The organism is Bradyrhizobium sp. 190 (assembly GCF_023073415.1).
Classification (GTDB): Bacteria; Pseudomonadota; Alphaproteobacteria; order Rhizobiales; family Xanthobacteraceae; genus Bradyrhizobium.
The window spans coordinates 300,787-322,507 of sequence record NZ_JADPJL010000065.1; the positions used below are offsets into that span (position 1 = coordinate 300,787).

The following is a 21,721-nucleotide window of genomic DNA, read 5'->3' on the forward strand; positions in this document are numbered from 1 at the left end:
GCAAAGGAGCGTCAGCGACGTGCCCACCATCTATCACCGATCGCGCTTCAAAATGGTGGGCACGCTGTCGCTTTGCCCACCCTACGGGCCCTACGCCTTCTCTCGCTTGACCGGCGGATAATACTGCGGCGCCTCGGTGCGCTCGTACATGCCGTAGTCGCGCATCACCTCGAAAATGCGAAAGTACTGGGTTGTCGGGTCGGCAAACAGGCGCGAGCCGAATTCGATGCCGGCTCGATCGTCCGGTAAATCGACCAGATGTGCAAAATGCTCCTCGCGATAGACGCTCGCGAAAGCGTCACGGCGCCATTCGGTCTCCGCCGCTAGCGTGGCATTCTTCGATTCCGAGGCGAGGATGTATGTCGGCTTGCGCCTGGCGGGATCATTGTAGGGCGTGCGCCGCTCGGGCTGCCAGATCGGCTGTCCGTGCCTTTGTTCGTGAATGACCTGGGCAACGCGGATGCGATAGTCCGAAAAGACCCTCTCGCGGCCGATGGTCTGGACATCGTGATGGTAGGGATGGGCCCGCCATGCCGTCAGGGCCGCCTCGTCCTGCCATATCTGATAGGACAGCAGCAGGTTCTCCCGCGTCAAACTCCTGAAGCGATCGATGAAGAGGCAGCCGCCCATCGCCTCAAGGTCGGGCTTTAGCGAGGCCGCGAGATCGAGATATTGATTGCGGTGTCCGGGCCTTGTCTGAACTTCAAAGAACAGGCCAATCATCGAAATTCCTCCGCGGCCTGCGATCGAGTTTGCACTGCGCAACCGATCTTCTGTCCGGGTTCTCAAGCACCAGCCTCATCCCGTCATAGGCCGGCATGATGTCCGGCGGAAGGCCCTGCCGTGTCACCTCTTAGTAGAGGTCATTCCGCGCTGCGGGTCCTAGCCGAGTTCCAGCCGCATCCCGTCATAGGCAGGGATCACGCCGGCCGGCAGGCTCTGGCGCAGCACCTCGTAATCGAGATCGGAATGCATGTTGGTGATGACGGCGCGCTTCGGCTTGAAGCGCTCGATCCATGACAGCGCGTCATTGACGCTGAAATGGCTGGGATGGCCGGCATAGCGCAGCCCGTCGACGATCCAGAGGTCGAGGTTTTCCAGCGCGGGCCAGCTTTCCTCGGGAATGTCGTGGAGGTCGGGCGTGTAGGCGGCGGCCCCGACGCGGAAACCCAGCGCGGGAATCCTGCCGTGGTGAACCAGAAAAGCGGAAAGCTTCACCGGGCCGCCCTTCCCTTCGGTGGTGTGGTTTTCGCCCGCTTCGATCGAATGCCGCGTCAGGATCGGCGGATAGTCGCTGCCCTCAGGCGCGATAAAGCAATAGGAGAACCGCGCCATCATGTCTTTGGCGGTCGATTGGTTGAAGTAGACGGGAATGCGGCGGCGCTGGTGCAGCACGACCGAACGCAGATCGTCCATGCCGTGGGTCTGGTCGGCATGTTCATGTGTCAAGTACACCGCGTCGATGTGATCGACCTCGGCATCGATCAACTGCTCGCGCAGGTCGGGCGAAGTGTCGATCACGATCCGCGTAGTGCCGTGCGCGCCCGTGCGCTCGACCAGCAGCGAGCAGCGTCGGCGGCGGTTTTTTGGATTGTTGGGATCGCAGGCGCCCCAGCCGAGTGCCGGACGCGGCACGCCGGCGGAGGAGCCACAGCCGAGGATGGTCAGCGTCACCGTCATGCCGCGGCCTTTGGCGCCGGCACCTTGGAGAACAGGCGGAAGAAGTTTTCGGTTGTCTGCCGCGATATCTCCTCAAGCGAAACGCCGCGGGTTTCCGCCAGCACTTTTGCGATTTCGACCACGTAGGACGGCTCGTTGCGCTTGCCGCGAAACTTGCCGGGCGCCAGATAGGGCGCATCGGTTTCGACCATGATGCGGTCGGCCGGCAGCTCGGCGGCGAGTTCGCGCAAGGCTTCCGATTTCTTGAACGTCAAAATGCCCGTGAACGAGATCGACAGGCCGAGACCAATCGCCTTCATCGCCAGTTCACGCCCGCCGGTGTAGCAATGCAGCACCGCGCGGAACGGCCCCTTGGCGATCTCGTCTTCGAGAATGCGGCCGCAATCCTCGTCGGCATCGCGGGTATGGATCACCAGCGGCAGGCCGGTGGCGCGAGCGGCGGCGATATGCGCGCGAAAGCCGCGCTCCTGTGCCTCGCGGGAGCCGTGTTGGTAGAAATAATCCAGCCCCGCCTCGCCCAGCGCCACGACCTTCGGATGCTGGGTCAGCTCGATCAGTTCGCTGGCGGGAATGCCATCCTCCTCATCGGCATGATGCGGATGGGTGCCGACCGAGCAATAGACGTTGGGAAACCGCTCGGCGATGGCCAATAACCCGCCGAGCCGCTTCACCCGGGTCGAGATGGTGACGATACGGCCGATGCCTGCCGTCTCGGCGCGCGTGACGAGGGCGTCGAGATCCTCGGCGAAATCCGGAAAGTCGAGGTGGCAGTGGCTGTCGACGAGCATGGCTTGCAAACCGCTCAATCCGCCTTTGGTTCGACGTAGCGCGGAAATACGCCGACCGGCGGCGGCAGCGCCGTGCCGGCCTTGATCCGCGTGCCGAGCGCTGCGAAGTCACGTGTCTCCTTCTCGTCGGGAATGCCGAGACTGTCGAGCAACTTGCTCGAGGCATCCGGCATCACCGGCTGGGTCAGGATGGCGACCTGCCGCACGACTTCCGCGGTGACATACAATACGGTTTTCTGCCTGTCAGGATCGGTCTTGGCCAGCGCCCATGGCGCCTCGCCCGCGAAATAGCGGTTGGCTTCGGCCACGACGGCCCACACCGCGTTCAGCCATTGATGGATCTGTTGGGTGGCCATCGCGGTGCGCGAGGCTTCCAGCATGCTATCCGCCTGCGCCAGCATCGCCTTGTCGTTGTCGGTGAACTCGCCGGGCTCCGGCAGCACGCCGCCGAGTTGCTTGGCGATCATCGACAGCGAGCGCTGCGCCAGGTTGCCGAGATCATTGGCGAGATCGGCATTGATGCGCGCGACGATGGCTTCATGGTTGTAGTTGCCGTCCTGTCCGAACGGCACCTCGCGCAGGAAGAAATAGCGCATCTGGTCGACGCCGTACTGGTCGGCGAGATTGAAGGGATCGACGACATTGCCGACCGACTTCGACATCTTCTCGCCCCTGCTGAACAGGAAGCCGTGCGCGTAGACCCGCTTCTGCACGGGGATGCCCGCCGACATCAGGAATGCCGGCCAGTACACCGCGTGGAAGCGGATGATGTCCTTGCCGATAACGTGGACGTCCGCGGGCCAGTAGCGCCAGTTCGCGGCGCTCTCGTCGGGGAAGCCGACGCCGGTGATGTAGTTGGTCAGCGCATCGACCCAGACATACATCACATGCTCAGGGTCATTGGGCACCTTGACGCCCCAGTCGAACGTCGTGCGTGAAATCGAGAGATCCTTCAGCCCGCCCTTGACGAAGCTAATGACCTCGTTGCGGCGTGAATCCGGTCCGATGAAGTCCGGCTGGCTCTCGTAAAGCGCGAGCAGGCGGTCTTGATAGGCGGACAGCTTGAAGAAGTAGCTCTTCTCCTCGACCCACTCGACCGGTGAGCCCTGCGGGCCGCGGCGCACATTGTCCTCGCCGAGGACGGTTTCCTCCTCGGCGTAATAGGCTTCGTCGCGCACCGAATACCAGCCGGCATAGGTGTCGATATAGATGTCGCCGTTCTGCTGCATCCGGTTCCAGACCACCTGGACCGAGCGATGATGGTCAGGCTCCGTGGTGCGGATGAAGCGGTCGAACGACACGTTGAGACGCTCGTCCATTTCCTTGAACCGCCCGGCATTGCGCGCGGCGAGGTCAGCAACTCCCATTCCCTCGCTTTCGGCGGTCTGCACCATCTTCAGGCCGTGCTCGTCGGTGCCGGTCAGGAAGAACACGTCCTTGCCGTTGAGCCGCTGAAACCGCGCCAGCGCATCGGTTGCGATCGCCTCGTAGGCGTGGCCGATATGCGGAATGCCGTTGGGATAGGCGATCGCCGTGGTGATGAAGTAGGTGTCGCGCTCGGCAGCCACCGGTGGCTGGGCTGCGGCAGCCGGCTTCGCGCGCGGCGTGGCTGGCTTTGCACGTTTAGCTACGGGGGCTGCCTGTACGACGGGGATTGTTTCCTGCACCGTTACCGTGCGCGGCTTCGTCGTTTTGTTCGCGGATTTCTTCGCCGATTTCTTGGCAGGTTTCGCGGCTGCTTTCTTAGCAGCTTTCTTTGGCGACTTTTTCGCGACTTTCTTTGCAGCTTTCTTCGAAGCCTTGCCGGACTTCTTCACGACGCGCTTGCTCTTGGCTGCACCTTTCCTGGCGGCACGCTTTTTCGCCGCGGCCTTCTTGCTGGCGCGGGCGGGCAGCGCTTTACGAGTTTTCTTCGCCTTGCGCTTTTTCGAAGCTTTCTTTCCAGCCGTCGCCACCACGAATTCCTTTATACGTCATAATTGTCGGGATTGTTCTCAGGCGGAGCGTTACCGCGTCGCTTCCGCGAGCATCCCAAACACCGAGAAAACCAGCGGTTTTCGCTCCAAATTATAGGATTCGGTGTCGCGCGCGGCGCGGACGATCTTTTCCCATACCTCAGCCAACCGTGCAAGGCGGGCCAGATTCGCGTTGGCATCGTCAGTGCGCAGCTTTTCGCCGATCCAGCGATCGATGCCGTCGATGAAAGCCGCCAACGCCACCCGGTCGCTGGTGCCAAGCGCGTCGCCCAGCGCATGCAGCTCGCGCGGGTCGACCTGCGGCAGCGTCGCCAGCAGCGCCGCGGTCCGCTGCTGCAGCTTCAGCGCATCGCCGCCGAGCAGCGTCAGCGCGCGGGACACGCTCCCCTCCGCGGCATCGGCAGCCTCCGATAGCGCCGGATCATCGGGCGCCATGTCAGCGGCCCGCGACGCCGCGCGAATGACGTCGTCGGTCGCGAGTGGCCGCAGCGGCAGCTTGCGGCAACGGGACAGGATCGTCGGCAAGGCCCGCGCCGGCGAGTGACTGACGAGAAGGAACAGCGATCGTTGCGGCGGCTCTTCGAGGATCTTGAGCAGCGCGTTGGCAGCGTTCGGATTGAGCTCGTCCACGGTGTCGACGATGCATACCCGCCAGCCGTCCACCGCCGCGGTCGAGCCGAAGAACGAAATCGTCTCCCGCGTCTCGTCGACGGTAATCACGGTGCGCATCACGCCGCGATCGTTGAGGCCGCGTTCCAGCACCAATAGCCCGCCATGCGCACCGGCAGTAACCTGGCGCGCGACGGGATCATTCGGATCGAGCGCAAGCGTCTCGGCGTGCTGCACCGAAGTCGCCATGGGCTTGGAATTCGCGAGCACGAAGCGGGCCATGCGATAGGCCAGCGTCGCCTTGCCGATGCCCTGTGGGCCGCCGATCAGCCAGGCATGCGGAATGCGCCCGCTGCGATAGGCATTGAGCAACGCCATCTCGGCCTCACGGTGGCCGAACAGATCGACCGTTACGCGGGGATGCCTGACCGCCACGTCCTGCTCAGTCTTGCGCGCGCTCATGCCGTGCCCGCCGGGCTCGGGACTGTGAACACGTGATCGCGCAGCGCAGTCCAGACGCGGGTGGCGACCGTGTCGGCATCGGCATTGGCATCGATCAGCACGCAGCGCTGCGGGTCCTCGGCGGCGATCTGCCGGTAGGCGTCGCGCAGATCCTGATGAAACTGCAGATCTTCCGACTCAAACCGGTCAGGCACGCCGCTGCCGCGGCGAGCCGCGGCCCGCTGCAGGCCGACTTCCACGGGGATGTCCAGAATGATGGTCAGGTCCGGCTTGAGATCGCCGATGGTGACGCGCTGCATGGCGTTGAGCACGATGGGCGAGACCTGCCCCAGACTGCCCTGGTAGGCGCGGGTCGAATCCGAGAAGCGGTCGCACAGCACCCACGTTCCCTGGCCGAGCGCGGGCTGGATGACGGTGCGAACGTGATCGTCGCGGGCGGCAGCGAACAGCAACGTCTCCGCCTCCGGTCCAAGCAGCTTGCCCATTCCCGACAGCACAAGATGCCGCATGATCTCGGCGCCCGGCGAGCCTCCCGGCTCGCGGGTAACGATGGCGCGCAACTTTGCCGCTCCAAGGCGCTCGGCGAGCTTCTTGATCTGCGTGGACTTTCCGGAGCCCTCGCCGCCCTCAAATGTAATGAACTTCCCGCGTCCGGAAGGCCGCTGCAGCGTTGCCTGGGTCATGCTCAGAGCTTCTCTGCGCTCGCGCGGAACATGCCGATGACGAGCTCGCTGGCTCCGTCGATCGCGCGACGCATGGTCGAGCCGGTGCCGATCGCTTCCGCGGCATAGACCGGCGCCTCCACCGCGATATTGGCGCCGCGCCACACCTTGACGACGCCGACCGGCTGGCCGGCCTGCACCGGCGCCTGCACCGGGCCCTTGTAGACGATGCGCGCGATCAGCTTCTCGTTGCCGTTTTTCGGTACCATCACCTTGATCGGCTCGGGGCTTGCAAGCTTCACCGAGCGGCTTTCGCCGCCAAACACCTTGGCATAGCCGACCTGCTGGTTGGCTGCGAACAGCGTGCGCGTCTCGAAATTGCGAAAACCCCATTCCAGCATCTTCTTGGCCTCGGAGGCGCGATCGTCGGAATCCTCGAGTCCATTGATCACGACGATCAGCCGCGTGTCGTTCTGCACGGCGGAGCCGACCATGCCGTAGCCGCCCTCCTTGGTGAAGCCGGTCTTCAACCCGTCGGCGCCGTTGAGCGTGTTCAGCAGTGGATTGCGGTTCTGCTGCCGGATCTTGTTCCAGATGAACTCCCTCTCGCCGAACAATTTGTACATGTCGGGATAGGTCAGGATCAGGTGGCGGGCGAGTTTTGCCAGTTCCCGAACTGTCATCTTGTTGGCCGGATCAGGCAGTCCGCTGGAATTTCCGAACGTCGACTTCGGCATGCCAAGCTCGCGCGCCCGTTTGGTCAGGAAGTCGGCGGCAAAGATCCGCTCGTTGCCGGCCATGCCTTCGGCGAGCGCAATGCAGGAATCATTGCCGCTCTGGATGATCGCGCCCTTCAACAGGTCGTCCACCGACACCTTGCTGTTGAGAATGGCAAACATGGTCGAGCCGCCGGCCGGCGCACCACCCTTGCGCCAGGCGTTCTCGCTGATCCGGTATTCGTCCGTCGGCTTTATCTTGCCTTCCTTGATGGCGTTGAACGCCACCTCGACCGTCATCAGCTTCATCATGCTGGAAGGCGCCCGCAATTCGTCGGCGTTCTTCTCGAACAGCACGCTGCCGCTGGACGCTTCGACCAGGATCGCAGTCGGTGCGTCGCCGTCGAAGCCGCCCTCCTCCTTCTTCGGCGCGCCCTGCACGCTGTTGTTGGCGGCGTACACCATCCCGCCCCAACCGACCGCGAGCGCGAGGACGGCGGCCATCAGGCCACGCCACGGGTTGATGGCCGCGGCGTCGGATTTGCGGGAAACGGAAGTCTCTGCTGCCATCGGCGATGTCCTGAATCCGTGCGTTCTAACAGTTGGAAGTATCGCAAACAACACAGTGTTTGGACTTGCCTTTTGGACTTGCCGCCGTGTCGATCGGATTGCGGCACCGAACGAAGGAACGTATCGTGGCGATACTGCAATTTCCCGACAGGATACGAAAAACAGGGCGGAAACGCGATGCCATCCTCACGCACCATTTCCGCCAACGGGCTGGAGCTGTTTGTGCTCGAACAAGGCCAGGGCCCGCTGGTGCTGCTCTGCCATGGCTGGCCCGAACTATCCTACTCCTGGCGGCACCAGATCGGAGCCATCGCGGATGCCGGTTTCCATGTCGTCGCCCCCGATATGCGCGGGTTCGGCCGGACCAGCGCGCCAGAGGACGTCGGCGCCTACACCATCTTCCACAATGTCGGCGACATGATCGCGCTGGTGGCGGCACTCGGCGAAAAGCAGGCCGTCATTGTCGGCCATGACTGGGGTGCGCCGGTCGCCTGGCACGCGGCGATGTTCCGGCCCGATATCTTCACCAAGGTCGCGGGCCTCAGCGTTCCGCCCCCCTCCCGCGGACGCGGCCTGCCGCTCGAAACCTTGCGGCAAAACGGCATCACCAATTTCTACTGGCAGTATTTTCAGGCTCCCGGCGTCGCCGAGGCCGAGTTCGAGCGCGATGTCGCCGCGACAATGCGGATCGTGCTGGGCGGGCGCGGGTTCTCCGATCCGGCGGCCCATCAATATGTTCAGGAGGGCAAGGGGTTCCTCGCCGATGCCGATCCGAATCGGCCGTTGCCGAACTGGCGGACCGAGGCTGACCTCGCCTATTTCGCGGAGGTCTATCGAAAGTCAGGCTTTCGCGGCGGGCTCAACTGGTATCGCAACATCGACCGCAATTGGGAACTGACTGCGCCGTGGCAGGGCGCGCAAATCCACCAGCCGTCGCTGTTCATCGCGGGATCGAAGGATGGCGTCATCACCGGGCTGATCGGCGCGAAGCTGGTCAAGGAGATGGAGCGCGTGCTGCCGAATTTGCGGCGGAAGCTCATTCTCGATGGGGCCGGTCATTGGATTCAGCAGGAGCGACCCGACGAGGTCAACGCTGCCCTGATCGATTTCCTGAATGGCTAGTACAGCCCGCGGCCGTTGAGGACTTCGCTCGGCCCCCGCGGATCGACCGGCAGGTAAGCCCGGCTCGGAGTCGCATAGCGTGCATCGTTCTCGTAGGACACGGCGCGCGGGTTCTCCGCGGGACGCCCGCGCGAGCGGCTGGAGGCCGACATTTCCGAAGTCGCATTGATCGAGGCGTAGTCGGCCGAGGTATTGCCGAGGCTATAGGGCCGCCCTTCCGGCATCGGAACTTCTCCCCGGATTCGGCCCGCAGACGACGACATCTCCGGCACAAACGGACGGGCCGAAGCGACCCGGACCGTGGAAGGGGACGGCGCGGGCTCGCCGGTCCGAAGCGTCGCCAGGAGCTGGCGGTCGTCGGAACCCTCTAGTGGCGCCCGGCCGACATACTCAACGCGGACCTTGGCGACGCCATTTGCTTTGAATTCAAGGAGTTCCGCGGCCTTGTTCGAGACGTCGATGAGGCGGTTGCCGTGGTAAGGGCCGCGGTCGTTGACCCGCACGATGAGCGATTTACCGTTCCGGACATTGGTGACGCGGGCGTAGCTTGGGATCGGCAGCGTCGGATGGGCAGCGGTCAGCGAGGTCATGTCAAAAACCTCGCCATTGGCGGTCAGCCGGCCGTGGAAGTCATCGCCATACCAGGAAGCCATTCCCTCGGCGCGATAGTTCGGATCCTCTTCCGGCACGTAGACCCGGCCTGCGACGGTGTAGGGCTTGCCGACGCGGTAGGTTCCCCCACCCTTCGGCACGGCCTCCCCAAACGCCACCACGCGAGGGCTCGAGGAGACGCCATATTTTGGGTCGACGCGGCTGGCGAATTTGCCGGATGAGGCGCAGTTGGCAAGGAGAAGGCACGTTGCCACGGCAACAGTACCACGTGCCGCCAGGACGATTGTTTTTGGCCGTCGAATCCCCATCGCCCCGATTACCATTTTCAGCGGCCGACTGCCTACGTTGAAGCGTTGCGGCCTTAACCCCACGATGCGACCCACCTCCGCATCACGCTGTGAAGATATCGCAACCGGAACACGGCGGAAATGGGGTCTGCTCCGGTGTGGTGAATGAATGGTTGCTTTGCGTATCCGTTGATCTACGGGCATAGCGCCTCGATTCACCGTGTATGCGCCCTTCGTCGCATCCGTCCTGTGCCCCACTCAGACAATCTGTTGCAGTAAATCATCACTCACGACCGATCTGCGATTCCAGCCTGTGAATCTTTTTGACTGTGCAACGGTGGAGTCGTTCTGTGGATTGCAGGGGCGCGAAGGATTTGTGCGATGATCGAGACGGTTACAGCGGTGATGGGTTTGGTGAGCGCGGGCATTTTCCTTGCACACGCGTTTGAAGGCTATCGTTCCAGAGCTTGAGGTTTGAGCGGCTTGAGGTTTGAACGCTTGGCGGTTCGGGGGGACCGCGGCTTCGGACAGACGGCTCGGTAGAGATTCAGAAAGCTTTAATAAATTCGGACGAGCATCTGAGTGGTAGGTGTATCATGCGCAACCACGACATTGTCTCCAACGGATTTCTTGCCCTGACCACGGCCAGCTTCATGCTCCTGTGCTCGAGCCTGCTGGCAGTTGTGTTCGGCTAAACAAGCGTCCGCTCCAATTGCGGCAACGGTGCCGGGACGATGCGATCCCGGCCAGAATTAGCATCTGCCTGACGAACCACTGGCGAGCGTATCGCGGTCGATGCCGCCAGCAAGATTCTTGGTGCGTTTGAAGTGCTCCACACAACCAGTTGCGGGAGCCGGATGCATCGGCCGCTCCGTCGATTGTCTTGAAGCACGTGCCTTGCGCACGAAAAGAGATGGGATCAGGTCAACATTGATCGCGCGAGTGGCGAGCTGTCGTGTTCGGTAGCCCCGCCAGGTTCGCAGCACATTGGCGCCTCGTCGCTGGGTTTCTTCCAAAATGCCGGGATGGGCGCACATCGGGGCCACGTCCGCATTGCGTTCGAGCCAGCCCTACGCTAAGCGACTGAGATTCCTAGTCCGGAAGGGTGGCCGAGTGGTTTAAGGCACCGGTCTTGAAATTCTGGAATGGGCATCCTCGGCTATTTCGGGATGTCCCATTGAGTACGGAAAAGCTTGGGTAATCCCCTCTTCCGATCTCCTTTCGTCCCCGCTTGTTCGATGTCGTCCCAACGAGTTGGGTAGCAAATCGGGTAGCAAGCCCGCCGCGCTTCCGACATTCAGGGGGGCGCAATGGAAGCTTTCTTTTGGACGCTATTGATACTCGCTGCGCTCTACATCGCGCTCCGCATGGCACTGCGCTACTGCTTCCCACCTGACAGATAGGACAGCCCGCCGGTTGTTAGCCGGCGGGCCTGATACCTCAATTCGCCGTGCGCGGCTCAACCGCCAAGAGTTCGAGAGACGTCCGTGTCGGATCGGTGCCCGCGGCCATGTAGGCCAAGGTCGCCATAACCTCAGCCGGCACTATCAACTTGACGACGATCTGCTCGTACTGGCCACCCTCAACGCTCGGCACCGTAAATATTAGGCGCCGATTTGGGCCCAGTTGATCAATGCGGGCCAGCTTATGGCAATACACGTCCGTCGCCTGATCGATTAGGTGCTCGGTCATGCCGTCACCCCTTCGTCTTCGCACTGGTCCCCTTCGAGGTCGAACTCGCACCGCAGCTCGGACGGCAGATAGCAGACAGCCCCCATGGGCGCGATCTCATGGTTACCAAGGGTCGGCTCGTCGTCGGCGTTGTCCTCGAGGTCAGGGTCCAACCCTTCGGTCTGGTCCATCCAGTTGATCAAGTTCTCGATCAGGTCCCGGTACTCGACCAGAGTAGGAGGCGACGTGATCGGCCGGCCCATTAGTTCGGAGAGTTGCGCCGTCAGGCGCTCGGTGGAATTGGCCAGCCGGATAACAGCATGCTGCCAGGCGGGCGTCGGGAAGGCAGGGACGGCCTCAACTGGCGCGGCGGCTGGATTGGAGCCTCGGAACGGACTTAACGAATCCTTGGGCTCCGCACGGGGCGGGAGCATAGGTCTTTGGAGTGTCATGGTGGTGGCTTTCGGTTTGGCTTCTGACAGCCGCGCCCAGTGACAGACCGGGCAGCCGGGGGGTCAGAACCTGCCGAAAGACAGGTCGGCAGCGCTTTTAAGCCTCTCGGCTCTGGACATGGCGCACCGCCCCCGGCATAAAAGCCAGATCGGCGCGCCCGCCAAGGCGCTCCATAGCGCCTAGAAAGCCCGCCAAGGCTTGCTGCGCTTCCGGCAGCAATCGACGCCAATCGATCGCCAGCCTATTTCGGTCCGGGTTCTGACACCCACGGACATGCTGCTCCTGATTTGCTTAAAAAACAATTCCCCTCGTGGGGCGCTATCGCGCGTGCGCAATCTGCGGTAGCTTCTTGCCGTGGGAAACACCGGGGGGAAATACGATGGCAAATATCAAGGGGCCGCGAGACCATTCGCCGAAGATCGAAAAGCTGGCTGCTCAGAAGCTGCGCGACCCAAATGCATCGCGTGACACGAAGCGCCTGGCCGGCGCTGTACTTGCTCATGCTGACGGGAAACCATCTAAGTCCGCGTCAAAGCCACCGAAGCGGAGATAACGTCGCGGCGATCTCTGGGGCTAAGGCGAAGTCCAAAGGCTGGTTTGGTTGAAAATCAGCGCCTTTCGGGGTGGGCTTTGCATGCTTTGGGCTTATGGTATGGCAAGCCCGACGCTCCGAAGGATCGAATCAAAGCCAAGTTAATTGACTGTGTGTTAGATTCGACGTCACACTAGCCGCGTTGCGAAGTCCTTGAACTGAGTTCGCAGCCCTCACCCGAGTCCAGATGCCCATCTTTGTTCTTCTGCCTCAAAATGAGCCAGCGCAGCGTCTCCTGCCTGCCGCGGTGGCGCGTGAATTTCCCGACGCACACAAGCCCCTCGCCAACAACAATTGGCTGGTTGCAGGAAAGGGCACTGCGCAGGACATATCCGCAAAACTAGGCATTACGAACCCAAAGGAACCGACCTCCTCTGCGATTGGCACAGTGATGGTACTTGAGGTTGGGAGCTATTACGGCCGCGCGGCCAGCGATGTTTGGGATTGGATAAAGGCGAAGTGGGAGGCCACAAGTGGCTAAGAAGCCAGTGGATCCCAAAGAGGTCACGACGCCAACCGAGTTTCCCGCCGTTGTGCCGCGAGATCTTCATCCGACCACTGACATTCGATTCGTAATTCACGAGCTCGGGAAGCTTACTTCGTTGGTCGCGCGATTGATCGACGACGTTGACACTCACGGAAAAAAGATCGGCGAGGTCAAGGACGCAATCAATTTCGTGAAAGGAGCGCTTTGGGTAATCGGCGGCGTGGTTGTGCTCGGTGGTGCCATTACTAGCTTGATTCTTTCCGGCAAGATTTCGATCGCATTCCACTAGGACGCGTAAGTGGTTCCCGCCGGCCTGCCGGCTTGTAGAGCTTGGACTGAACGTGAAGGGAAAGCCCGATTAGTCCCAAAGCCCGCGGCTGACGGTGTCGCCCCTGGTCGCGGTACCGCTGTCGAAAAGCACTTCGTCCAGGGAGACCAAGGGACTGTCACCGAACTTCGCGTACTTGGTTGGAAATCTCCGCTCGTGGTCTTTGATGTACCACTTCACCCGCTCAGGAACGTCCTCGCGCCGAAGCGAATTCTCACAAAGCGCGACGAAAATGTCGTGCGCGATGTCCTCCCGACCGGACAGATAGATCGGCAGCATCCCAACGATCCGCTGATAGTCGTTTGCTTGCTCTCGCCGCTCGGCTGTCGCAGCCCGCGCCCGATAGAGGGCCCAACGAAGTTTTTGAGAGTTTCGGATGCTGTCAGCAGTGTGTTGTCTAACAAACAAGTCAAATGCAGGGTCCGCCTTGCGAGCGTTTCGGAAAAGAGCCGAATTGACTATTACCGGACGCTTGATGCCCCGCAGCGTTTTCCCAGTAATCTCGGCTATCGGCTTGCCGGTCATCAGCATGGATTCAACCTGCCGCAACTTGTTCGGCGGCAGCGGCTGAACCTTATCCCTTCGCGCCTCATGACATGTTCTGCAGTTTCTCATGACCCAGCCCTCTGGGCTAACGTGGATGTAGGCGTCAGCCAAGGAGTGACCTCGCTTGCAACGCGTTTGATTGCGTCGGTCGCCGCCCTTGAGCTTGTCGGCAGCCTTTGTATTTTCAGATGCGAGCCGCGCCGCCTCAGCACCCCACTCCGGATAGCCTTTGCAGTGGTTTCGGAATTTGCCGGACGTAACGATGATCACGTTCTCCTTGCTACAGCCAAATATCCGCCTCAACGTCGTTTTGTTTTTCAGAGCGTCCATGCACTTTGTGGCCTGCGCCGGCGTCATCAGCCGGGGATGTTGGCGGTGGGTTATCGCGAGATGCTCTGCGTTCACATCATCGAGACAGGCGCCAACTTTTCGGCAGTCATTCTCGTGCGGACAGATAGCGCAGCATTGCAGTTGATCGCATGACATCGGCATCTCCCGTCGAGCGCGTGATTGCACCGGTAGATGCAGAGCCTGAGTCGCGGCGGACCGGTGGCGCGCGGTGACATCGTATTTCCACGGTTCGCGAGATCAGCGGCGTGAGTCGGCTCTTGCTCTCGATCGAAGGTTGCGGTTGGATGTCGTCGGGTCTGGGAGATCATCGAAAATGGCGCAACAATCGTTCACAACGGACAACGAAATAATCGCTCAATTCAATCCGCTCTTTGAGCAACGTGAAACTGAATCGGGTTTCGCGGCCAGACCATTGCTGGCCCACTATACTTCGATCAAGGTAATGGAAAATATTCTTTCCACCAGCGAAGTTTGGTTCTCAAACCCGCTATTTATGAATGATCATCAAGAGTTGGTTTCTGGCTTGGGCGAAGGGACTCGTTTCTTTTCTAATTTGGACAACCTGAAGAAGCCGGCAGGCGGATCACCAGAACGCGCACAGATACTGCAGAACGCGTACTTTGGTTTCTTTCGTCACTTTGACGAACACCAAGCTTTCGACACCTATATTTTTTGTCTCGCGGAACACAGGCCAGAAGACGACGATGGGTTGCTTTCGATGTGGAGGGGCTATGGCCAACACGGAAATGGAGCCGCCCTAGTCTTCGATTCCTCGAAATTAACAATGGTCCCCACGTCACCCCTTCTGTTTTCGAAGGTGTCATATGTTTCAAACGAAGAGCGAGCCTCTCGAGTTCAACTCGTCATGGAAGCTTGGTCAACACAGACAGAGAGTCTACAGCTTTCAGATGAAAAACTTCATCTCGCGTCCTATGTCGCATTCTCCTTGATCAAGATGCACGCGCTGACCACAAAGCACGCTGGCTTCTCAGAAGAGAATGAATGGCGCGTCATTTATTATCCAGATAGGGATGTCGCCAACGCCTTGAAGCCGTATCTGCAATATCACATTGGCGACAGAGGCGTTGAACCAAAATTGAAGTACAGGATCGGGCACATCGCTGGCGTAAGCGCTGACGACTTGGCGCTGGAGCGATTGATGCATCGGATCATTTTGGGACCTAGCGTCTCTTCTCCGCTGGCCAGGAGGGGCGTGGAAAGAATGCTTGAGAATATCGGTAGGGAGCAATTCAAGCCTCTTCTGCGATCCTCGGGGATCCCACTGCGCCCGACCTCCGGAAGTTCATTTTAGGACGCGGGAGCCATCATTTCCATGACCGCAAGCGACCTAATTGGACCGGCAGTTGTCGCCGCGATCGTTTCTGGCAACGTGTCGACGATCGGCATCCTGATTTCGAATCGCACCGCTAACCGAATTCATTCTGAGAAGCTCAAATCTGACGAGGCTCTTGCAGAAAAGAAATTTCGCTTTGACGTCGATTTAGCTGAGCGAAAGTTTCGATACGATCAGGAGCTACACGATCACAAACGAAGAGTGGAGTTTGGCGAGGAGTTGCTGGCTAGTTTCTATAAAATTCGTGACGTTATAGCAGCCGTCCGATCGCCCATGGCATATGGCGATGAAGGAGCTAGCCGGCCACGAAATGACAATGAAGGCGCAACATCCAGCAAAAACAAGGATAATTACTACGTGCCACTCGAACGTTTGAACAAGAACAAGGACTTTATCTCGGATTTTTTCAGTAAGAGATCTCGCGCTCGAGCAATATTTCGAGGAAGCGAGATAGATGAAGCATTTCGGTTGGTGAACGAAGTTATCGTCGCAATACAAGTTTCGGCCGGGATGTTGATTAGAGCCGTTGGCGATGAGCGCCGCGACCATGCGTTTTGGCAAAAGCGCGAGGCCAATATCTGGGATGGTTTTGGCGACGACCGAGACGAACTGAGCCCGAAAATCAAGACAGCGCTAGGAGTTGCGGAATCGGTCTTGGGGCCGGCCCTTGAGGCGTCTTCCCGACCGTCAAACCCTACTCGCGTTAACGCAACGTGACCGACAAAACGACCCGGAAGGCGTCGCCTTCGGATGATGTTCTGGAATAGGCGTGCGCCTTTCAGCAAGAGCTGGTGCCCCTCACCCAAATGGGTGAGTCGCCTGCCCGCCGTAATTCTACGGTGGCGCGCCGGAAAATGCTCGCTTGTCCGACTATGGATCGCCCGATAGGCTCGCCGTGTTTTATTGACAATATTTGGGGGCTTCCAATGAAATCTGGCCTAGTGGGCGCGCTTGTAGCCACCATGGTCCTCGGGCTGGCGGGCCAGCCAGCTTCCGCGACTGTTCTGTTCAATTATGGCCCCGGTACGGAACAGGTGCAGTTCTCCGGTGACGACGGTGGGGGTATAGGGCTGACCACTAGTCAAAACATCTTAATCACGGACATTGCATTTTCCGGTTATCTATCTGAGGGCGGCAACGTCAGATTTTTTATAACTGACCAACTTGCGCTTAACACGCTGCTCTTTCAAACGACGGTGACGTTTGGGCCGTCAAGTACATCATCATGGCTCCATTCTGGCCCGGTGTCGTGGAACTTAGAAGCTGATCACGACTACTACTTCTCAATTATCGCTGACGCTGTGCTGACCTTGGATTTCCAGCCGTCAACACCTCACTCCGAGAATGGACTATCAACGTTTGGTAAGGGTGCTCAGATAAGGTATACCGATTACAACAACCCGCAGTTCGCGAAGAATAACACGAAGGGAGGGCTGAACAGGGTCCTTCAACTCGAAGGCGAAATTCCGGCAATCCCCGAGCCAGTAACATGGGTGATGATGCTGATCGGGTTCGCTGGTGTGGGCTTTCTGGCTTTTCGCCGGACGATGCCTGCGTAAATTCACCGGCATCAGAGAGACCGCCTTCGGGCGGTCTTTTCTTTTGAGTCCAGATAGTGCCGGCAGATGCAGCGCCTCCCCAGTAGCTCGCGCCGTTCCAATCCTCAAGGCGACAACGGCTTGGTGCCGCAATCTGTAGCTGGTTGCTGACGCCACTCGCTCGGGCCCATTCTTTGCCCCATGGGCGGACCCTCCAAAGAGCGCCAGTGGGGTGAGACGATACGGCAAGCTGAACAGCGCGCCAGGGAGACGCGGTTCATTGCCGATGTCGCGGCCTGTGACGCCTGGAATTATCGCATGGAGGGCTACGGCGGCCCCGCACAGCCCTCCCCGCCAATTGGCGACGCACTGAATGCCGGATTCCGGTATCTGGAAGTCAAATGCGCTGGCTGCAACACGCACAGCACGGTCGATCTCACGACACTGCGGCGCCCTAGCGAAACGCCCATCTGGCAGCTTGAACAGCGGATGCGTTGCCGGCCGTGTTCCGAGACTCGCGGCTATCCCTACAAGCGCGGGCACCTAGTTCGGCTCCGGCGCACGAACATCACGACTCGGCAAGAGCCTTGGTATCCCGGCGACGAGCGGGACCGGCATTGACGAGCAAGGCCGGCTGGCAGCGCAAGTTCGAGGATCCGATACCACTTCCCGACGGGCGAAAGCTCGTCACGTTACGAGACGCGGCAGACTACATCACCAGCCTGCCGAAGAAGGAATCCGACTTGCTGGAATGGCAAGCCGCGATCGAAGCGCTGATGCTGTGCAGCCGCGGCGGGCATACGATGATGGCGCGGATTGGCGTCATGCGAGCGCTGAACCGTCATGTCGAGCGGGTGTTCAATCCCGATCGGAAAGAGACACACTGGGGGAAGCGGAAGCTCAAGAGGGACCAATGACCGTCTTTGTCTACGTCAACACCAGCAAGCAGGTTGGCCCCGAGCACATCAAGGTCTTCGCCACCGCGGATGCAGCGGCAACGTGGTTCGAGGAAAACGACCCCGAAGGCATGGCCTTTGAGTACGAGGTTCTGGAATAAAAGAGGCCGCCAACTGAGGCGGCCTTAGGTCCCGGTCTTTCGTTGCAATATCGCCTGTTCAACCTGGTCCGCGAGGACCGTGAGGTGACTGTGCAGTCGGTCAAACAACTCGCGCTTGGCTTGGTCCGTTGCGAGGTCGCGGATCAGAGCGCATTCGGCTGCATCTTTCCGGAGCTTTTCGACTTGCGCCAGATAGTCCTTCATCGCCGAGGTCCCCCCTTTTATTTCCGGAGGTTCGACCGGGGAACAAGCGAGAGTCAATGCCACAATCGTCCCAACCGCCCCCGCAACAGACCAAGAATGGCGGCATTCTCTATCCGTTCATGGCGGAATGATTTCCTTGACGTAGCTCAAGGTTTCATTGTGCCACGAGAACAAAATAAGAAAGGCGAATGAAAAAGCCGCGTGGACCGGCGGGCGCTCCTTGCATTTGGGAACGGGAGGTCGCTAGGAGTGTTGATTCTTGCGCCAGAAGCTTTCCAGCATGGCGCATTGGAATGACGGTCCCAGTTCTTGAGAGGTGCTGGGGCCGTTTCTCTGAGCGATTTGGAGTCGAGCAATGCTGGCAATCTTGGCGCTCGTCGTCGTCATAATCGCGATTTACGAGATCGTGGCGCGCATTAGAGATTGCCGGTGGATTTCTCCGGACTTCACCGTAGTGCCGCCTCACGATAGAGAGGCCAACTGAGGCGGGCTTACGAAAGCCATTCGGAAATAGCGCTACCGACGATTACAATGATGACAATGGCAAAGCCAATTAGCAGCCATGGCATGTCTTTGCGCTCCCGCGGCGTCACTCGGCCATCCTCTACTGCGGTCTCTTACTTGAGACAAAACGGTCTCAGCGCCCCTTGGAAGAAGTGCGCTAAGACCGTTTCGACAGGTCCGGTATCCGCCAGACGTTCCTATAACTCGCGCTATTGCCACTCGTTCCCGATTAGGCGCATCCGTTGCCCCCGATCGGCACTACGGTAGCCGCGCCTTGTCCACCCGGCCGGAGACAACAAGGTCCGAAGGTGTAAACCACACCGGTCAGAACTCCTTCGCGCTGCAGGAAATGCCAGCTACAGATGACGTGCCGCCTGTCGTCGCGAGGATAAGATCGAGCCAATAGGTGGTGCCGGGAGACAACCCTGTAATGGATTTAGCCCTTACTCGCCTTGAATTATTGCTCGCTTTCATTTGCTCAGCAAATTCTCCGGCTTCAGCGGTGATAGTCCTGTCAATTCCGAACCGTGACGCTCAGCGTCGAGGTGGCCCCCGAACCAAACGTGTTGGCATTGGCCCCGTCACTTGACTCGTTGGCGCTTATTGTGTGGAAGCCGAGTTGTGGCACGACGGCGTAAGTCGTAGCGGCTGCTACCACAGTGCCCAACGCGCCGGAAAGAGCAAGGGGTCGGCCTGAATACGTCGTCGTAGAGTCAAGGCCGCATCCTGCAAGCGCGGCGGCACCGGCAGCCGCAAGATTCAGCGCCTGTCCATAGCTGCAGGTCGCTCCGTCTTCGGCTAACCCCGACAAGAACGACACCTGGTTGCCGCCGCTCGCGCGCGCCTGTCGGATTGTCGAGGAAGTATAAGTGTACGCCGCACCGTTGTCGGTCACGTTCGCAGAGGTAGTCACGCGGTTGTACATATTCCAGACATTCAGTGATCCCGCTGTCCCGCCGGAAGCCGCCCCTCCCAAATTCCAGTCAATTGTCGAGTCTGCCGCACGGATGCGGACCGTCCCCACATAGGTGCCTCTATTCGCGGCAACGGTAAACGTCGTCGTGTTGTTGTAGCGGCAGGTCAAGCTGACCTTGTTCATCAGCAGCCCGTTAGTGCTGACGCGCTCAAGCTCCGTCGTTCCGGCGCCCGTTCCCCGCGCAGTGCTAGATGACCATGCAGGCCCGGTGCACGCGCGTATGGTGCCGCTGTCGCTTGCAATGAAGACGTCGTAGTTGGTGCTGGTCGTCCAATTGTTGCCGAGCACGATCGACAACTCCGAAAACAGCATCGGGACCGTATTCGTGCCATCGAAAATCGGAACGAACCTGCCCAGATATGGCGTGTAGTAGACCGCCGCGTTTCCCGTCGTGGTCGATGGCATGACCGGCGTGCCTGATGTCAACGTCAGTCGCCCCTGCGGCACAAAATATGACGCAAGCGCCCCCGTCTGACCGTTGAGCGAGGCAACACCCGCCACACCGCCGGCGACCTGCGCATCGACGTAAGCCGTAGTCGCAACCTTGGTGCTGTTATCGCTCGGTGTTGCCGTCGGCGCAGTCGGCGTTCCCGTGAGCGCAGGGCTCGCGAACGATCCACCGGTAACCGTCTTTCCTGTGAACGTAAGCGAAGCAGGAAGCGATGCAGTCGGGTTGCCGGAAACTCCATCACCATTGGTGATGGAAATTTCGTTAGCTGTTCCGGCGATCGTGCGCTGAGCCCAGGTATCGGTTGTTGTCCGGACTGCAAAACCGGTGCTCGCGAGAGACTCGACTGCGGCGAGATCATTTGCCAGCACAAAGGTTGGATTGCCAGCAATGCCGCCCGGGTTGGTGATGGTCAGCCCCGCTGCTGGCGCAGTCAGGGTCCGTGCCGCGCCCGTGCCAGCGCCGGTATGCGCCCAAAAGCCGTCCGTCGAATTGGCGGCAAGCGCCGACAGATCCGCATCGAACGCCTGCACATTTGTGCCGATTGCCAGGCCCAAGCTGGTCCGGGCAGCGGATGCGGTCGCAGCGGCCGTGCCGCCCTTCGCAATCGATAGCGGCGAGGCGCCTTGGCCCTGCGCGAAAGCGGCACCTGCCCACAGCAGGGCGGCTGCAATAAGGCTGATTATCTTCAATGTGAGAAACCTTTCTTTAGGAGATTGAAAACCAGCCAGTGCCGTCCGAAAGCGGATAGAGCGTGATTGAACCGCCGTTGCTATCGATGGTGTAGGTAGAGGCACCCATGATGGTCTCCGAACCATCTGCATCGATCGTGATGTTGTTGGTTAGAGCATCATATTTGCCGTCAACGATACTGACCGGATCGGTTCTGTCGGCGGACGGAGGAAGATTGACGGTGGTTGCAGCTCCGACCGTTTTCTTAATGATGACGATGTCGGCGTCGTCGGCTTCGATAGTGACAGCCCCGGCCGCAGTTACGATGCGCTGGGTCCGACTTCTGATGCTGTCGGATTCCGCGTTCAGCCCGATTGCGACGTAGCGAAGGAAATGTTCGTCCGTCGGCGCCCCGCTTGCGCCGGTGTAGACGCGGATTTGATACGCTCCACCGACTACATAGAACCTCGCAAATCCATCGCTGTCGGCATCGAAGGGATTGCCAATGCTGATCGTGCCAGCGCGATCGCTATATAGCGCGGCCAAGGGCTGACCCGGGATCTCTTTCCTGACCTCGATATGCGCGCCAGGGACGACGTTGCCGCCAGGATACTGAACAAAGAACTGATGGATAGCGCGCGTCATCGATGACAGTGCTCCCAGGCGTCGTCAAAGGAATTGCCACCGCCGGTATTGACCGGATCGCTTGCGGGAAGTGACGGCGCGGTTGTGACGGTCCACTGCTTCAGTCCAGGGCCATAATTGATCGCGACCCTGAAAGGCTTACCGCTTCGCAGCCTTTCAATCAGCGCGCGCTCCCCTGGTGATAGGTTGATCGGCTCTGAATTCATCAATGCAACGCTCCCGCGCGCCGCGCTTTTTCGGCCCCTATGGCATCACAGATCGCCCCGTAGTCGGTCGGCGGCACTGATGCCGCCCGTTCCGCCTCCTGTCGGCGCCTGATCTCAGCCTTTGCCAATACCTTGGCGCGGCGTTCCGCGCGCTTGCGGAAGCTGTAGCGCCCGTGTCGAAGGGCGTTGTCGTTGCCGGGCTGAC

24 protein-coding genes and 1 tRNA gene are annotated in these 21,721 nt (G+C 60.1%); 10 read left to right on the forward strand and 15 right to left on the reverse strand.

What is annotated here, in order from left to right:
• Positions 1-90: 90 nt before the first annotated feature.
• From IVB22_RS33315 to metG, 4 genes are all read right to left on the reverse strand, one after another.
• Positions 91-723, reverse strand: a complete 633-nt coding sequence (locus IVB22_RS33315; RefSeq protein ID WP_247521392.1) for an antibiotic biosynthesis monooxygenase — start codon at positions 721-723, stop codon at positions 91-93.
• Positions 724-882: 159 nt separating this feature from the next.
• Positions 883-1,680, reverse strand: coding sequence for an MBL fold metallo-hydrolase (locus IVB22_RS33320; RefSeq protein WP_247521393.1), 798 nt, complete (start codon positions 1,678-1,680; stop codon positions 883-885).
• On the reverse strand, positions 1,677-2,468 hold the full coding sequence (locus tag IVB22_RS33325; protein WP_247521394.1) for a TatD family hydrolase: 792 nt from the start codon (positions 2,466-2,468) through the stop codon (positions 1,677-1,679). The genes IVB22_RS33320 and IVB22_RS33325 overlap by 4 nt, the downstream gene beginning before the upstream one ends.
• Before the next feature lie 14 nt (positions 2,469-2,482).
• Positions 2,483-4,036, reverse strand: a complete 1,554-nt coding sequence (metG, locus tag IVB22_RS33330) for a methionine--tRNA ligase (RefSeq protein ID WP_247521395.1) — start codon at positions 4,034-4,036, stop codon at positions 2,483-2,485.
• Here metG and IVB22_RS41730 point away from each other — a divergent pair.
• Positions 4,017-4,541, forward strand: coding sequence for a hypothetical protein (locus IVB22_RS41730; protein ID WP_247521396.1), 525 nt, complete (start codon positions 4,017-4,019; stop codon positions 4,539-4,541). The genes metG and IVB22_RS41730 overlap by 20 nt on opposite strands.
• Here the strand turns inward: IVB22_RS41730 and IVB22_RS33340 are convergent.
• Genes IVB22_RS33340 through IVB22_RS33350 form a run of 3 tightly spaced genes read right to left on the reverse strand, consistent with a single transcriptional unit; the run spans position 4,475 to position 7,358 of the window.
• The gene (locus IVB22_RS33340; RefSeq protein WP_247521397.1) at positions 4,475-5,515 is read right to left on the reverse strand and encodes a DNA polymerase III subunit delta'; all 1,041 of its coding nucleotides are present in this window, start codon (positions 5,513-5,515) and stop codon (positions 4,475-4,477) included. The two genes, IVB22_RS41730 and IVB22_RS33340, sit on opposite strands and share 67 nt — an antisense overlap.
• A complete protein-coding gene (gene tmk, locus IVB22_RS33345; protein ID WP_247521398.1) occupies positions 5,512-6,198 on the reverse strand; it encodes a dTMP kinase in 687 nt (228 codons plus the stop codon). The genes IVB22_RS33340 and tmk overlap by 4 nt, the downstream gene beginning before the upstream one ends.
• Positions 6,199-6,200: 2 nt before the next feature.
• Positions 6,201-7,358 (reverse strand): D-alanyl-D-alanine carboxypeptidase family protein, encoded by a 1,158-nt coding sequence (locus IVB22_RS33350; RefSeq protein WP_374207784.1) that lies wholly within the window; start codon positions 7,356-7,358, stop codon positions 6,201-6,203.
• 282 nt (positions 7,359-7,640) lie between these two features.
• Here IVB22_RS33350 and IVB22_RS33355 point away from each other — a divergent pair, with 282 nt between their 5' ends.
• On the forward strand, positions 7,641-8,585 hold the full coding sequence (locus tag IVB22_RS33355) for an alpha/beta fold hydrolase (protein ID WP_247521400.1): 945 nt from the start codon (positions 7,641-7,643) through the stop codon (positions 8,583-8,585).
• Here the strand turns inward: IVB22_RS33355 and IVB22_RS33360 are convergent.
• A complete protein-coding gene (locus IVB22_RS33360) occupies positions 8,582-9,505 on the reverse strand; it encodes a septal ring lytic transglycosylase RlpA family protein (RefSeq protein ID WP_247521401.1) in 924 nt (307 codons plus the stop codon). The genes IVB22_RS33355 and IVB22_RS33360 overlap by 4 nt on opposite strands.
• Before the next feature lie 1,078 nt (positions 9,506-10,583).
• Here IVB22_RS33360 and IVB22_RS33365 point away from each other — a divergent pair.
• A tRNA-Ser gene (locus IVB22_RS33365) sits at positions 10,584-10,697 on the forward strand.
• Positions 10,698-10,924: 227 nt separating this feature from the next.
• Here IVB22_RS33365 and IVB22_RS33370 read toward each other — a convergent pair.
• Entirely contained in the window at positions 10,925-11,176 is a 252-nt protein-coding gene (locus IVB22_RS33370) for a hypothetical protein (protein WP_247521402.1), read from the reverse strand.
• On the reverse strand, positions 11,173-11,589 hold the full coding sequence (locus tag IVB22_RS33375) for a hypothetical protein (protein ID WP_247521403.1): 417 nt from the start codon (positions 11,587-11,589) through the stop codon (positions 11,173-11,175). The genes IVB22_RS33370 and IVB22_RS33375 overlap by 4 nt, the downstream gene beginning before the upstream one ends.
• Positions 11,590-12,387: 798 nt before the next feature.
• On the opposite strand from IVB22_RS33375, the gene IVB22_RS33380 reads away from it, so the two are divergent.
• Together IVB22_RS33380 and IVB22_RS33385 are read left to right on the forward strand one after the other, a co-directional pair.
• Complete coding sequence (locus IVB22_RS33380) at positions 12,388-12,681, forward strand: hypothetical protein (RefSeq protein WP_247521404.1); 294 nt, start codon at positions 12,388-12,390, stop codon at positions 12,679-12,681.
• Positions 12,674-12,976 (forward strand): hypothetical protein, encoded by a 303-nt coding sequence (locus tag IVB22_RS33385; protein WP_247521405.1) that lies wholly within the window; start codon positions 12,674-12,676, stop codon positions 12,974-12,976. Before IVB22_RS33380 ends, IVB22_RS33385 begins: the two co-directional genes overlap by 8 nt.
• A 69-nt stretch (positions 12,977-13,045) precedes the next feature.
• Here IVB22_RS33385 and IVB22_RS33390 read toward each other — a convergent pair whose 3' ends face one another.
• Positions 13,046-14,047 (reverse strand): hypothetical protein, encoded by a 1,002-nt coding sequence (locus IVB22_RS33390; protein ID WP_247521406.1) that lies wholly within the window; start codon positions 14,045-14,047, stop codon positions 13,046-13,048.
• A 178-nt stretch (positions 14,048-14,225) separates the two neighbouring features.
• On the opposite strand from IVB22_RS33390, the gene IVB22_RS33395 reads away from it, so the two are divergent.
• The 5 genes from IVB22_RS33395 to IVB22_RS33420 all read left to right on the forward strand — a co-directional run bounded on the left by IVB22_RS33395 (position 14,226) and on the right by IVB22_RS33420 (position 17,861).
• Positions 14,226-15,224, forward strand: coding sequence for a DUF2971 domain-containing protein (locus IVB22_RS33395; protein WP_247521407.1), 999 nt, complete (start codon positions 14,226-14,228; stop codon positions 15,222-15,224).
• Between the two features lie 21 nt (positions 15,225-15,245).
• Positions 15,246-15,983 (forward strand): hypothetical protein, encoded by a 738-nt coding sequence (locus IVB22_RS33400; protein WP_247521408.1) that lies wholly within the window; start codon positions 15,246-15,248, stop codon positions 15,981-15,983.
• Between the two features lie 209 nt (positions 15,984-16,192).
• Positions 16,193-16,825: a PEP-CTERM sorting domain-containing protein gene (locus tag IVB22_RS33405; protein WP_247521409.1), complete on the forward strand. Its 633-nt coding sequence runs from the start codon at positions 16,193-16,195 to the stop codon at positions 16,823-16,825.
• A gap of 596 nt (positions 16,826-17,421) precedes the next feature.
• Positions 17,422-17,721, forward strand: coding sequence for a hypothetical protein (locus tag IVB22_RS33415; RefSeq protein WP_247521411.1), 300 nt, complete (start codon positions 17,422-17,424; stop codon positions 17,719-17,721).
• Positions 17,718-17,861, forward strand: a complete 144-nt coding sequence (locus tag IVB22_RS33420; RefSeq protein WP_247521412.1) for a hypothetical protein — start codon at positions 17,718-17,720, stop codon at positions 17,859-17,861. The genes IVB22_RS33415 and IVB22_RS33420 overlap by 4 nt, the downstream gene beginning before the upstream one ends.
• A gap of 24 nt (positions 17,862-17,885) precedes the next feature.
• On the opposite strand, the gene IVB22_RS33425 is transcribed toward IVB22_RS33420, so the two are convergent.
• The 4 genes from IVB22_RS33425 to IVB22_RS33440 form a co-directional block, all read right to left on the reverse strand.
• The gene (locus IVB22_RS33425) at positions 17,886-18,065 is read right to left on the reverse strand and encodes a hypothetical protein (protein WP_247521413.1); all 180 of its coding nucleotides are present in this window, start codon (positions 18,063-18,065) and stop codon (positions 17,886-17,888) included.
• A 1,018-nt stretch (positions 18,066-19,083) separates the two neighbouring features.
• Positions 19,084-20,550 (reverse strand): hypothetical protein, encoded by a 1,467-nt coding sequence (locus tag IVB22_RS33430; protein WP_247521414.1) that lies wholly within the window; start codon positions 20,548-20,550, stop codon positions 19,084-19,086.
• A 151-nt stretch (positions 20,551-20,701) separates the two neighbouring features.
• Complete coding sequence (locus IVB22_RS33435) at positions 20,702-21,310, reverse strand: hypothetical protein (protein WP_247521415.1); 609 nt, start codon at positions 21,308-21,310, stop codon at positions 20,702-20,704.
• Complete coding sequence (locus tag IVB22_RS33440) at positions 21,307-21,516, reverse strand: hypothetical protein (RefSeq protein WP_247521416.1); 210 nt, start codon at positions 21,514-21,516, stop codon at positions 21,307-21,309. Before IVB22_RS33440 ends, IVB22_RS33435 begins: the two co-directional genes overlap by 4 nt.
• Positions 21,517-21,721: the final 205 nt, after the last annotated feature.